Annotated in this window: 9 protein-coding genes; 5 read left to right on the plus strand and 4 right to left on the minus strand. The window is 72.4% G+C overall.

The annotated features are described in order from the left end of the window. Positions 1-36: 36 nt before the first annotated feature. On the minus strand, positions 37-2,778 hold the full coding sequence (locus B0I31_RS03820; RefSeq protein ID WP_106613837.1) for an AfsR/SARP family transcriptional regulator: 2,742 nt from the start codon (positions 2,776-2,778) through the stop codon (positions 37-39). 157 nt (positions 2,779-2,935) lie between these two features. Between B0I31_RS03820 and B0I31_RS03825 the strand changes: the two genes are divergently transcribed. The 3 genes from B0I31_RS03825 to B0I31_RS03835 are packed head-to-tail and all read left to right on the plus strand — an operon-like array spanning position 2,936 to position 5,776. Then, the gene (locus tag B0I31_RS03825) at positions 2,936-3,352 is read left to right on the plus strand and encodes a hypothetical protein (RefSeq protein ID WP_073891496.1); all 417 of its coding nucleotides are present in this window, start codon (positions 2,936-2,938) and stop codon (positions 3,350-3,352) included. A 13-nt stretch (positions 3,353-3,365) separates the two neighbouring features. After that, positions 3,366-5,012 carry a PPE domain-containing protein gene (locus B0I31_RS42455; protein ID WP_106613838.1) on the plus strand — a complete coding sequence of 549 codons (1,647 nt, stop codon included), beginning with the start codon at positions 3,366-3,368 and terminating at the stop codon, positions 5,010-5,012. Continuing rightward, the gene (locus B0I31_RS03835) at positions 5,009-5,776 is read left to right on the plus strand and encodes an ESX secretion-associated protein EspG (protein WP_106613839.1); all 768 of its coding nucleotides are present in this window, start codon (positions 5,009-5,011) and stop codon (positions 5,774-5,776) included. The genes B0I31_RS42455 and B0I31_RS03835 overlap by 4 nt, the downstream gene beginning before the upstream one ends. A gap of 87 nt (positions 5,777-5,863) precedes the next feature. Here the strand turns inward: B0I31_RS03835 and B0I31_RS03840 are convergent, their stop codons facing one another. After that, a complete protein-coding gene (locus tag B0I31_RS03840; RefSeq protein WP_342751452.1) occupies positions 5,864-6,733 on the minus strand; it encodes an NAD(P)-dependent oxidoreductase in 870 nt (289 codons plus the stop codon). A 215-nt stretch (positions 6,734-6,948) separates the two neighbouring features. Between B0I31_RS03840 and B0I31_RS03845 the strand changes: the two genes are divergently transcribed. Beyond that, positions 6,949-9,039, plus strand: coding sequence for a putative bifunctional diguanylate cyclase/phosphodiesterase (locus B0I31_RS03845; protein ID WP_146173717.1), 2,091 nt, complete (start codon positions 6,949-6,951; stop codon positions 9,037-9,039). Positions 9,040-9,084: 45 nt separating this feature from the next. Continuing rightward, on the plus strand, positions 9,085-9,927 hold the full coding sequence (locus B0I31_RS03850; RefSeq protein ID WP_106613842.1) for a S1C family serine protease: 843 nt from the start codon (positions 9,085-9,087) through the stop codon (positions 9,925-9,927). Positions 9,928-9,998: 71 nt separating this feature from the next. On the opposite strand, the gene B0I31_RS03855 is transcribed toward B0I31_RS03850, so the two are convergent. Next, on the minus strand, positions 9,999-11,234 hold the full coding sequence (locus B0I31_RS03855) for an SAM-dependent methyltransferase (RefSeq protein ID WP_106613843.1): 1,236 nt from the start codon (positions 11,232-11,234) through the stop codon (positions 9,999-10,001). 14 nt (positions 11,235-11,248) lie between these two features. Continuing rightward, entirely contained in the window at positions 11,249-12,622 is a 1,374-nt protein-coding gene (locus B0I31_RS03860; RefSeq protein WP_245949643.1) for an FAD-binding oxidoreductase, read from the minus strand. Between the last annotated feature and the right edge of the window lie 62 nt (positions 12,623-12,684).

The raw sequence follows: 12,684 nt of genomic DNA on the forward strand, positions 1-12,684 counted from the left end.
CGCGTGTCCTGCGTTCGGGACGGGTGAGTTGAACGTTCAGGCGGTGGCGGGGAGGTCCAGCTTGCGGGACAGGTCGTCGGCATCGGCCAGGCGCAGGTCCCGGTACAGGTGCAAGGCGGCCAGCCAGTGCGGTCGGGCGGCGGCGGGGCCTTCGGACTGCTCCAGGACGTCGCCGATCGCGCGGTGGCACAGCGCCTCCTGGTAGCGGTCGCCCAGGCGGGCCGCCAGCGCCAGACCCGCGCGGTACGACTCCAGGGCCTCGTCGGCACGGCCCAGCTGCTGCGACGCCGCGCCCACGGTGTGCAGGGTGGCCGTGTGCGCCTTGGACGGCGCCGAGGGGAACAGGCCCAGCGCCTCCGTCGCGTGCCGCAACGCCTCCTCCGGCTGGTGCTTGCGCAGCAGCACGTTCGCCAGGTTGTTCTGGATGCTCGCCTGCGACCGGTTGTCCCCGACCTCCCGCGCCACCTCCAGCGCCTCCAGGATCGTCTCCTGCGCCCGGTCCAGCTGGTCGTCGGCCATCAGGCAGTACCCGAGGTTCGCCAGCGCCGCCAGCTCCAGGTGCCGGTCGCCGTCGGCCAGCGCCGCCGCCCGCGTGCACGCCTCGATCGCCTCGTCGATCCGACCCAGGTCGGCCAACGTCGAACCCAACCGCAGCAGGAACGTCGCCTCCGCGTGCCGGTCGCCGAGCGACCGCGTCGCCGCCAACCCGATCCGGCACAGCGCCAGCCGGTCCAGCCGGTTGCCGCGCCGGAAGTGGAACGCGTCCAGGCACAGCGCCAGCTGCCACGTCCGCTCCCGCTGCCCGCCGTTCACCGCGATGTCCAGCGCCAGCCCGAGGTTCGCCTCCTCCAGCGTGAACCAGTCCAGCGCCGCCGCGTGCGACGGCAGCTCCGGGAACGACGCGGGCCGGTGCTCGGCGGGCCCGAACGGCCGCACGTGGTCGGACAGGTGCGCCCGCGCCCGGTCGGCCACGTGCAGGTAGTAGTCCAGCAGCCGACTGGTCGCCACCTGGTTGTCCACATCGGACTCGGTGGCCGCCAGGTGGTGGGTGAACAGCCGCACCAGGTCGTGCCGCGAGTACCGGTCCGGCGTCGACTCGTGCAGCAGGTTCGCGTACGCCAGGGTCCGCAGGTGCGTGCGCGCGCTGACCACGTTGATGTCCAGCAACGCCGCCGCCGCGTAGCTGTCCAGGTCCGTGCCGGGGTGCAGGCCCAGCCGGCGGAACAGCCGCGCCGCGCCCTCCGGCAGCTCCCGGTAGCTCACCGCGAGCGCCGCGTGCACACCGCGCCCCGCCTCCGGCAACGACAACGCCGACAGCCGTCCCTGCTCGTCGCGCAGCTCGTCCACCAGCGACTGGATCGTCCACCGCGGCCGTGACGCCAGCCGCGCGCCCGCGATCCGCAACGCCAGCGGCAGCCGGTCGCACAGCTCGACCAGCTCCGCCACCGCGTCCGGCTCCTGCTCGATCCGCTGACGCCCCAGCAGCGCCGTCAGCAGGTCCTCGGCGCTCGACTCCGGCAACGTCGGCACGTGCAGCGACGACGCGCCCTCCGTCACCACCAGGTCGTCCAGCCGGTGCCTGCTGGTCACCAGCACCAGGCACCGCGCCGAACCGGGCAGCAGCGGCCGGACCTGCTCGGCCGACCGGGCGTTGTCCAGGAACACCAGCACCCGCCGCCCGGCCAGCAGCGACCGGTACTGCGCGGCCTGGTCCTCCAGGTCCACCGCGATCTGCGAGTCGGTCAGCCCCAACGCCCGCAGGAAACCCACCAACGCCGTGCGCGGGTCCAGCGGCTCGGTCTCGTCGAACCCGCGCAGGTTCACGAACAGCTGCCCGTCCGGGAAGTCACCCGCCACGCCGTGCGCCCACCGCAGCGCCAACGCCGTCTTGCCCACCCCGGCCGGGCCGACCAGCAGCCCGATCGCCGAGTCCTGCCCGGTCAGCGCCGCGCCGAGGTCCGACAGCTCCTCCTCGCGCCCGACGAACCCGCGGTGCTCGCGCGGCAACTGGGCCGGTGACCGGTCGGAGGTGCGCTCCACCGGCGTCGTCGGCGCCGTGTCACCCGCCAGCACGGTCTGGTAGGCCTCGCGCAGCTCCGGCCCGGGGTCCACGCCCAGCTCGTCGACCAGCCGCTCCCGCGTCCGGTGGAACAGCGCCAGCGCCTCGGCCTGCCGCCCGCTCCAGTGCAGCGCCAGCACCAGCCGCGACACCAGCGCCTCGCGCAACGGGTTGGCGTCCACCGCGTCACGCAGCCCGGCCACCGCCTCGGCCGCCCGGTCCAGCCGCGACAGCCGGGTCGCCAGCTCCTGCACGGCGACCAGCCGCAGCTCCTCCAGCCGCGCCGACACCGCCTCGCGCAACTGGTCACCCGGCACGTCGGCCAGCACCGGGCCGCGCCACAGCGCCAACGCGTCCCGCAGCAGCCGCACCGCGTCCTCGTCCGCCGCCTCGCGGGCGCTCACCAGCAGGTCCTCGAACCGGAGCACGTCGACGGCCGCGCGTTCGCCGGTCAGCACGTAACCAGGAGCACGGGTGACGAGCGCGACACCACCGGCGAGGACCTTGCGCAGTTGGGCGATGTGTCCTTGAAGGGCGGCTTTCGCCTGCGGCGGCGGTGATCCGTCCCACACCAGCTCCAGCAGCCGGTCACCGGACACCACGCGGTTCAGCTCCAGCGCGAGCGCCGCCAGCACCGTCCGCCGCTTGGCAGCGCCCAGCCGAACGGCTTCCCCACCTGCGGAAACCAGCTCGACGGGGCCAAGCAGGTTCACCCGCATCCGCCAGCCCTTTCGGCATTGTCACCGTGTAGTCGAAGAGTTTCCCACAGTTGTCACCGCACTCCGGCGGGCCACGTTGGGCGCGCGTTGGCCGGGCGTTGGAGGACCCGTGGACGTTGGGTTGCGTCCAGCAGGCTGCCTTCCGCGAGGGATACCGATGTACATCGCCGAAACCGGGGGTGAAGTGGCCCCGCCCCAGGAGGTTCCGACCGTCAACGGCCAGGTCGTGGCGCTCCAGGAGACCGTGAACTCCGGCCGGGTGTCGCTCGATCCCGCCACCGGCGAGGAACTGCGCAAGATGCTCCTGGAGCAGATGGACCAGGTCGACTCGTGGCTGGAGCGCGCCGGTCGGCTCGCCCGTCCCGCGCCCATCGGCCGCAACCCCGTCGGCGACCGGCTGGCGCAGAAGTTCGAGACCCGCGCCGACGGCGACCCGCGGTCGTTCGTGGCCGTGATGACGGCCTACCGCGAGGTGCTCCAGCAAACGCACGACTCGGTGGAGAACGCGATCCGCAACTTCACCCAGGTCGACGACGACAGCAGCGTCGAGCTGCGCAAGCTGAGCGGGAACTGAAGGGCTGGCGACGATGGCGACGGAGCGCGTGGAGCGGGACCTGCTCGTCGGGCAGGCGAGGCGGTCGCGGGACGAGGACGAGCCGGACCTGGTGCTGACCGAGACCCAGAACTGGGCGTCCCGGTCGCACCGCGAGCTGTACGAGGCGGTGCACAACAACAACGACCCCGGTCAGACGGGCGAGATCGGCGCGGAGTGGGGCCAGTTCGGCACCGAGCTGACCGAGGCCGCGCGGCTGATCAACGAGCGGGTCGCGGTCAGCGAGTCCGGCTGGACGGGCGACGCGGCGGACGCGGCGCGGCTCGCGATCAAGGGCCTGGCCGACTGGGTCACGCACACCGCCGAGACCGCGGTCGAGGTCGGCAAGCGGGTGCAGGACGAGAGCCAGATCATGGAGAACGCCCGGGCCAGCATGCCCGAGCCGGTCGAGTTCAACTGGGACCAGGCCACCGGCGCGTTCACCGCGGGCGGCATCCAGGGCCTGGCCAGTTCCGCCGCGGACGTGCAGGCGGCCAACGACCACGCGCGGGCGCTGCACGAGCACGCCGTGACGGTCATGACCACGATGGAGCGCGAGTCGCAGGCGGTCGACCAGACCACGCCGCGGTTCAGCGCGCCGTTCAACCCGGTCACCGGCCGCACCGAAGAGCCGGCCATGCTGATGCGCGCCATGACGTCGACGACGTTGGCGGGCGCGGGCGTGGACGGCCTGAGCGGCGGTGCCGGCGGTTCGACGGCGACTTCGAGCGCCACGGCCACCCAGCCGGCGCAGCAGATGCAGGCGGTGCGGCCGATGGAGCCGGCGCAGGCGTACCAGCCGGCGCAGACCGCGGCCTCGGCGCAGCACGCCGGGTACGCGCCCGGTGCCGCCGCGTCGTACCCGGGCGCTCCCGGGTCGTCCGGCAGCGGCACGTACGCGGCCGGTGCGGCGCCGGCGGCTCCGCCGCAGCAGATGTACCGGCCGGAGGGCACGACGGCCGCCGCGGCGGCGGCCCAGGTGCCGGTGGCGAACCCGTACACGCCGCCGACCGGCGGTGGCTACGGCTACACCCCGCCGCCCGGTGGCGGCTACAACCAGCCCGGCGGCAGCGGTTACGTGCCGCCGTACCAGCCGGCGAACCCGAACGTGGCGCCCCGCCAGGGCGGCGGCACGCTGCCACCCGGCGTGAAGCCGCCGAACTACATCCCGGCCGGCAGCCCCGGCACGCCTCCGGTCCAGGGCACGCCCGGCGGCGGCGGTGGCGGCGGTGGCGCGGGCCGGATCCCCGGCATGCCGCCGGGTGGCTTCGGCGGTGGCGGTGCCGGCGGCTTCGGCGGTGGCGCGGGCGGCTTCGGCCCGACCGGGTCCGGTGGCGCCGGTGGTGGTGGCGCCGGCTCGATGGCCGCGGGTGGTTCGACGGGCGCGCTCGGCGGTCAGCCCGCTCGTGGCCCGATGCCGGTCGGCGGCTTCGGCCCCGGTGGCGCGGCGGCGGCGGGTGCCCCGATGGCGGGTGGCGCGCCGATGGGCGGCGCACCGGCCGGTGGCCAGCAGGGCGAGGACAAGGAGCACCGGGCCGCGGCGTACATCCGCGGTGAGGACATCTTCGAGGTGCCGGGCGAGAACCTGCCCCCGTCGGTGATCGGCGGCGCGAAGCCGAAGAAGAAGGGCGACCAGTCGTGATCGAGCCCGACTTCGTGCTCACGCCGCGCGAGCTGGACGTGCTGTGGGACCACCTCGACCTCGGCCGACTGCCCTACCCGCTGGACGTGCCGAGCCTGGGCGACACCGAAGAGGAGCGCAAGCGGTTGCGGGAGGAGGTGCTCGCCGCCTACGGCGAGCCCGACCCCCGGCTGGTCGCGCTGCTCCGGCTGCTCGGCGACCACGAGGTGGCCGTCGACGCGGTCGCGCACGTGGACCGGGCGGTGCGGGCGGTGGCCGTGTCCAACGGTGGCCGGGCCGCGTTGGCGGTGGTCGACAGCGGCTCGATCGGCGTGCTGGAGATCCGGCCGACGTCCTTGGCCAGGTCGATCGTGGAGGTGCTGCCGGACGGTGCGGCGGGTCCGGGCAGCGCGTTGTCCCTGCGGCTGGAGACGTTGAACACCGCCGTGGCGCTGCAGAACGAGCAGCAGGACGACGATGACGACGACCCGTGGGGTGGCGGCGGCGAGCTGGACGAGCGGGAGGCGTTGCAGAAGGCGGGCCTCTCGCGCGAGGACGCGACCGTGGTCAGCGAGCTGGCCGCGAGCCGGGTCGCCGGGGGTCAGTTCGGGGTCACCGTGGGCGGCGGCTACCGCCGTGACCGGGCCGGCGCGCTGATCACCTGGTTCGACACCAACCAGGGCCGGTACCTGATGGTGCACGAGGACGGCTGGCTGAGCCTCGCCCCCACCGACAACGACCGCATCGCCACCCGGATCGCCTCGGTCCTCGCCTCCATCTCCTAGACCTCCGGACGTAGGACACACGCCCCCCGCGTGTGTCCTACGTCCAGAACGCGCGTGTCCTACGTTCGGAACACCCGAGTTGAACGCTCAGGACGCGGTCGACCCCGAGCGGAACACCTCGACCACCCGCGAGTAGCTGTCGTCGCCGTGCCCGGCCTCGACCACCGCCCGCAGCAGCCCCAGCGTGTACGACGGGAACTCGACGTCGATCCCCCGCTCCCGGCTCTCGCGCACCAGGTCGTCCGCGGCCGGCAGGTGGTGCTTCAACGCGCCGAACGGCACCGCGTACTCACCCCGGTCCACCTCCTCCGCCAACGACGGCAGGTAGCCGAGCAGCCCGGTCAGCGACGCCGACGCCGCCTCCACGAACCGCTTCACCTCCACGCCCTGGCTCGACAGCAACGCCGCCGCGTGCAGGAACCCGTTGAGCGTGCCCCACATCGTGCCGTTCATCGCCAGCCCGAACAGCGCCGGCGCACCCGCGTCGTCCCCCAGAAACGTCCCTCGCCCACCCAACAACAACAACTCCGCCCTATGGCGGTTAAAAGCGCCTTCATCACCCCCGTAGAACACGACCGAATCGGCGTGTCCGATAGCCGGCGCGATGGTCATGATCTGCCCGTGGACGTACTCCGCACCCCGTTCCGCGACCCGAGTAGCCACCTCGCGCGCCTCGCCCGAGGTCCCGTCCGACAGGTTCACCACCACCCGCCCGGCCAACGACCCGGCCGACGCCAGGATCGAGCGCGCCGCCTCGTTGCCCTTGACGTTCACCACCACGAGGTCGCTGTTCGCGACCGCCTCCTCCGCCGATGCCGCGACCACCGCACCCCTCGCGACGAGCGGGTCGGCCTTGCCCGGCGTGCGGTTCCACACCGTGGTCCGCTGACCGCCGTCGAGGAACGCCCCTGCGAGCGCGCTCCCCATCTCTCCCAAACCCAACACAGTCACAGACACGACCGTGACGCTAAAACCTCAGGTTTACTGGAGGTCAAGGGAGGGCAAGATCACGGGTCGCTGAAGACCGGTGTTGATCGTCTTGTCCCGGTGCGGCCGGTGCCAAGTAAGCTGTCCGGGACCAGTGGTCCGCATTACACCGATCGAGTGAAGAATGGTCGGAAAATGCGCACGTGGACCCTCCGCGAACGATTGGCCGGCAGAGCTGGATGACGATGGCAGGCGCAGCGAGATCCGGTGACGGGCCCGGCAGAGCCCGGTACGCGTTCGCACGCCGCTGGGCCACCGCCATCACCCCGGACGCCGCGCCCGACGACAGCCTGGCCGACCTGCTCGCCGGCTTCACCGACACCCTGTGCGCCGCCGTCCGCGACGACGGTTCGGCGGCACGGGCGCGCGAGGTCGGCCGCGGCCTGGTCGAGCACGGCCTGGTCGCACCCGAGGCGCTGGAACGCACGCTCGCGTTCGTCGGCGAACACCTGCCCGTCGACGTGCCGATCGCGATGCCGCGCCTGATGACCGTGCTGGGCGCGCTCGCCGCCGGGTTCACCGACGCGCTGCGCCGCCGCACGCTGGACGAGCAGGAACGCCACCACGAGCTGAGATCCACCCGATCGACCGAATCCGCGGTACGGGCGGGTGAAGCGAAGTTCCGCGCCGTGTTCCAGACCTCGGCGCTGGGCATCGCGGTCTCCGACGCGGACGGCGTGATCCTCGACTGCAACGACGCCATGCTCGCCCTGCTGGACTACGTGCCCGAGGAACTGGTCGGGTCGCTCGGCCGGGACCTGCTCCACCCGGACGAGCGCGACGTGATCTCCGAGCTCGCCCAGCTGCTGCACACCGGTCACGAGCACGTGCGCGCGGAGACCCGGCTGGTCCGCGCGGACGGCGAACCCGTCAGCGTGCTCATCGCCCTCGCCCTGCTGCGCGACGACGACGGCGAGCCCGCGTTCTACGTGACCATGATCGAGAGCCTGGACGAGGTCCGCGCGCTGCAGAAGCAGCTGGTCCGGCAGAGCCTGCACGACGTGCAGACGGGCCTGGCGAACCGGGCGCAGTTCGTCGGCTGGCTGGAGGGCGCGGTCGGCACCCGCGGACCCGACACGCTCGCGCTGGTCGTGTTCGACCTGGACGGGTTCCGGGTGGTCAACGACGCGTTCGGGCACGACGTCGGCAACCGGATCCTCACCGCCGTCGCCGGGCACCTGCGGTCGGTGTTCGACGGGATCGGGCGGCTGGCCAGGATCGGGCCGGACGAGTTCGCCGTGCTGATCCACGACCCGCGGGACGTGGCCACGGTGGTGTCGCTGGCCGAGTCGACCGTCGAACTGCTCGCCGAACCCGTCTGGGTGGGTGACGACGGCATCGGCGTGACCGCGAGCGTCGGCATCGTGGTGCAGCCGGCACGCGGCGCGGACGCCGCCGAGCTGCTGCGCTGCGTCGACCTGACCGTGCGGTGGGCCAAGGACGACGGCAAGGCGCAGTGGGCCCTCTACGACAAGGGACGTGACCAGCGGGAACGCGCCCGGATGCGGTTGGCGGCGTCGATCTCCGGCGGGCTGGAGCAGGGCGAGTTCCGGGTCGACTACGAGCCGGTGCACGCGCTGGCCGATGGCGCGCTGGTGGCCGTCGAGGCGCGGTTGCGGTGGGACCACCCCACGGAGGGCGTGCTCGACCCGCGGGAGCTGGTGTCGCTGTCGACGTGCACCGGGATGGCGGCGCGGCTGGGCAAGTGGGCCATCGCGCAGGCGTGCGCGGACGCGGGCCGGTGGCACGCGGAGTTCGGCGACGCGGCGCCCGTGCTGAGCATGGACCTGACCGCGCGGCAGTGCCAGGAGCCGGAGCTGGTGGCGACCGTGCGGCAGGCGTTGCGGGACAGCGGGCTGCCGGCGCGCCTGCTGCGGTTCGAGCTGAGCGAGCAGTTACCCGCGTTGGTCAACGAAGACCAGCTGGAAGAGCTGACGTACCTGGCGGAGCACGGCGTGGGGCTGCTGCTCGACCAGGTGGGTGGCGGCAACGTGCCGATCGACCGGTTGCGGCGGATACCGCTGACGGCGGTGAAGTTCCAGGGATCGCCGGTGTACGGGCTGGCGGAGGGCGCGGACCCGCTGGTGGAGAGCGCGGCCGTGGGCCTGCTCACCTGGTCGGGGACGTTGGGCCTGCCCCTGTACGCGGCGGGGGTGCGCACGGAGTTCGAGGCGCGGCGGCTGGCGGAACTGGGCGTCACGGGGGCGCAGGGGCCGCTGTTCGGGTCGGCGCTGCTGACGTTCGACGAGGTCCGCGCGATTCTTGGCAAGTCCTGATGGGACGCTCAGCCTGCTCATAGGGTCCGGGTCGACGCTGGGCTCATGACGACAGAGGACTTCCCCGCGCTGCGCGGGTCGTTGGAGGAGCGGGCGCCGTTCTGGCGGCGGCGGACCGGTGTGGTGGTGACCTCCGCGGCGCTGGTCGCCGCGGTGTTCGGCGGGGTCACCGGCGGGGTGGTGGGCGCGCTGAACGCGTCGTCCGCCGAGGTGGCGCCGGTGAGCAGCGGCCCGGTGGCGGCGAACGCCTCGTCCACGTTCGACGTCTCGACGGTCGCGGCACGGGTGCTGCCGAGCGTGGTGCAGGTGAACGTGGCGTCGGCGCAGGGGCAGGGCCTCGGCTCCGGGGTCGTGCTGACGGCCGATGGGCGGATCCTGACCAACAACCACGTGGTGGCGGGCGCGCAGCAGGTGACGGTGACGTTGAGCGACGGGAAGACCGTGGACGCCACCGTGGTGGGTACGGATCCGTCGAGCGACCTGGCGATCTTGCAGGCGTCGGGGGTGAGCGGGCTGACACCGGCGACGTTCGGTGACTCCGACCAGGTGAAGATCGGTGACCAGGTCGTGGCGATCGGCTCGCCGGAAGGCCTCCAGGGCACCGTGACGTCGGGCATCGTCAGCGCGCTGGACCGCACGGTCACCGTGCCGGGGACGTCGACCGGGCGGCGCGGGTCGTCGTCGGTCAGCTACCAGGCGATCCAGACCGACGCGTCGATCAACCCGGGCAACTCGGGCGGGCCGCTGGTCGACTCGGCGGGTCGGGTCGTCGGCATCAACTCGGCGATCTACTCGCCCGCGGCGGACAGCGGCGAGGCGGGCAGCGTGGGCATCGGGTTCGCCATCCCCTCGAACCAGGTGCGGCAGATCATCGACCGGCTGGGGTGACCCCGGCCCGTCTCGACCGGTACTGAGCGCGGGGCGGCGTGCGGCAGGGGGTACCGCACGCCGCCACGCCCTCAGCCGAGCCAGTCCGGTCGCAGCGGCATGTGCGACGTGGTCCCGTCCAGCTTCACGCCCAGCACCTGGTGCAGCTGGATGTTGTTGCGCTCGAAGCCCAGCCGGGACGCGGCCAGGTACAGCCGCCACACCCGCGCCCGGCCCAGCCCCACCTCGCTCACCGCGTCGTCCCAGTGCTTCTCCAGGTTCTCGCACCACGCCGCCAACGTCATCGCGTAGTGCTCGCGCAGGTTCTCCTCGTGCCGCACCTCGAACCCGGTGTCGTGCATCAGCGACACGAGGTGCCCCGGCCCGACCAGCTCACCGTCCGGGAACACGTACCGGTCGATGAAACCGCCGGTCCGCGCGGGCTGCTTGTTGTCCGGCCGGGTGATGCAGTGGTTGAGCATCCGCCCGCCGGGCTTGAGCTTGCCGTACAGCGACCGGAAGTACGCGGGCAGCTTCGCCTTGCCGATGTGCTCGGTCAGGCCGATCGAGCTGACCGCGTCGAACCCGGTCTCCCGCACGTCCCGGTAGTCGAGGTAGCGCACCTCGGCCAGGTCGGACAGCCCGGCCTCCACGATGGCCTTCTGCGCCCACTCCGCCTGGTTGCGCGACAAGGTCACGCCGAGCGCCTTCACGCCGTACTCGCGCGCGGCGTGCATGACCATCCCGCCCCAGCCGCAGCCGACGTCCAGCAGCCGCATCCCCGGCTTGAGGCCGAGCTTGCGCGCCACCAGGTCGTGCTTGGCGAACTGCGCCTCCTCCAGGGTGGACTCCGCGGTCGGGTACACGGCGCACGTGTACGCCATGGACGGCCCGAGGACCCACTCGTAGAACGTGTTCGACACGTCGTAGTGGTGCGCGATCGCCTCGCGGTCACGCGCCTTGGAGTGCCGCAGACCGCGCAACCGGCGCTCCTGCGGCGGCACCTCGATCTTCGTGCCGAGCCTGGTCCGCCCGAGCGTGGCCAGCAGTTCCACCCGCTCGCCCCAGGGCAGCTCCCGCAGCGAGATCTCGGACAGCTGCTTCAACGCGCCGTACACGTCACCGATGATCTCCAGGTGCCCGGTCACGTACGCGCGCGCCAACCCCAGCTCACCCGGCGCGGACGCCAGGTACGACAACGCCTCCGGGGTGCGCACCTCGATGCTCACCCCCGCGTCGGCCGGCCCCGCGTGGCTGCCGTCGTACGCGCTGAACCGCACGGACGCGCCGCCTCCGACCGCCCGCTGGAACACCTCCGCCAACCGCATGGCCCCGGCTCCCTTCACCTACGGAGAACACACTTGGCGTACAAATCGGGCAACCTGCCCGCCGGGTCGTACCGCTTCTTCAGGTCCTGGTACGTCGAACCGTTGTAGTTGTCCCAGAACTCCTCCTCGCCGTAGTAGGAGTCGGAGTACAGGGACTTGTGCCCGCCCAGCTCGGTGACCTTGGCCTCGATCAGCCGGTTCCGGCTGCCCAGCTCCTCGTCGGGCCGCAACGACACCACCGACCAGAAGCCGACGTTGACGTACAGCTCGTCGGGGTCCATCGGGTACAGCGGCCAACCCGTCCTCTGCCCGTCCTCTCGGCTCCTCAACCGCACCGGGCACAACCACACGGGGCTGACGCCGATCTCGCGGTGGAAGAAGTCGAGGAACTCGGCGAGCCGGTCCACCGGGATCTCCACGTCCTGGATCACCGGCTCCTGCACCGCCTTGCTCAGCCGGGAGGTCACCTTGTACCGCCGGTCGAGGGCCACGATCCTGCGGTACACGTCGGACCGCAGGTACCGCTTGGGCACGAGCCGCCGCACGACCGGGTGCTGCACGCCGAACGCCCGCGAGCACCAGAACCAGTCGGTGTCCCACCGCCACAGGTAGTCGCGCACGGTCAGGTAGTCGACGCTGCGCCGCCGGACGGACCGGTAGTAGATGCCGTTGCCGGTGTAGTCCGAGGTGAACGGCGCGGTGTCGGTCCAGTTCGCCAGCGTCAGGTACTGCTCGCGACCGCCGAAGACCGTCCCGTCCACGAAGTCGACCGGTTCGCCCTGGTAGGAGCCCTCCGCGCAGACCGCGGAGATCACCTCGGCGCACTCGGCCGCGTCCGCGAACGGCACGTGCCGCAGCCGCACGTACGGCTTGACCGGTTCCAGTTCGATCTCCAGCCGGAGCGCGTAGCCGAGCGTGCCGTAGGAGTTCGGGAAACCGCGGAACAGGTCGTCGCCCGGACCCACGACGACGACCTCGCCGTCGCCGGTCATCACCTCCAGCTCGCGCACGGACTCGTGCGGCAGGCCGTTGCGGAACGAGCTGGACTCGATGCCCAGGCCGGCCACCGCGCCGCCCAGCGTGATCGTCTTGAGCTGCGGGACGACCAGCGGCATGAGACCGTGCGGCAGGGTGGCGTCGACCAGGTGCTCGTAGGTCGTCATGCCCTGGACCTGCGCCGTCCGCGCGGCGGCGTCGACGGACAGGACCCGGTTGAAGCGGGCCACGTCCAGCCCGCCGGTCTGGTCGGCGCGGAACCGGAAGAGGTTCGACGTCGACTTGGCCAGGCGCACCGGCGCACCGGCCGGGATGGCCCCGTACTGGCCGCGCAACGCGGCCACCGCCCGCTCGTGCTCAGACTCCCGGCTCAGCCGTGGGTGATCCCTCACGGCACCGACGTTAGGCCGCCGAGGCTTGATCAGCACCCCCAAAATTCCACGACGCTTCAAGT

This window comes from Saccharothrix carnea, assembly GCF_003014735.1.
GTDB lineage: Bacteria > Actinomycetota > Actinomycetes > Mycobacteriales > Pseudonocardiaceae > Actinosynnema > Actinosynnema carneum.

Coding starts and splice junctions, on each gene's coding strand:
- B0I31_RS03820 (WP_106613837.1), bottom strand. CDS start 2,778: ATGCGGGTGAACCTGCTTGGCCCCGTCGAGCTGGTTTCCGCAGGTGGG.
- B0I31_RS03825 (WP_073891496.1), top strand. CDS start 2,936: ATGTACATCGCCGAAACCGGGGGTGAAGTGGCCCCGCCCCAGGAGGTT.
- B0I31_RS42455 (WP_106613838.1), top strand. CDS start 3,366: ATGGCGACGGAGCGCGTGGAGCGGGACCTGCTCGTCGGGCAGGCGAGG.
- B0I31_RS03845 (WP_146173717.1), top strand. CDS start 6,949: ATGGCAGGCGCAGCGAGATCCGGTGACGGGCCCGGCAGAGCCCGGTAC.
- B0I31_RS03850 (WP_106613842.1), top strand. CDS start 9,085: ATGACGACAGAGGACTTCCCCGCGCTGCGCGGGTCGTTGGAGGAGCGG.
- B0I31_RS03855 (WP_106613843.1), bottom strand. CDS start 11,234: ATGCGGTTGGCGGAGGTGTTCCAGCGGGCGGTCGGAGGCGGCGCGTCC.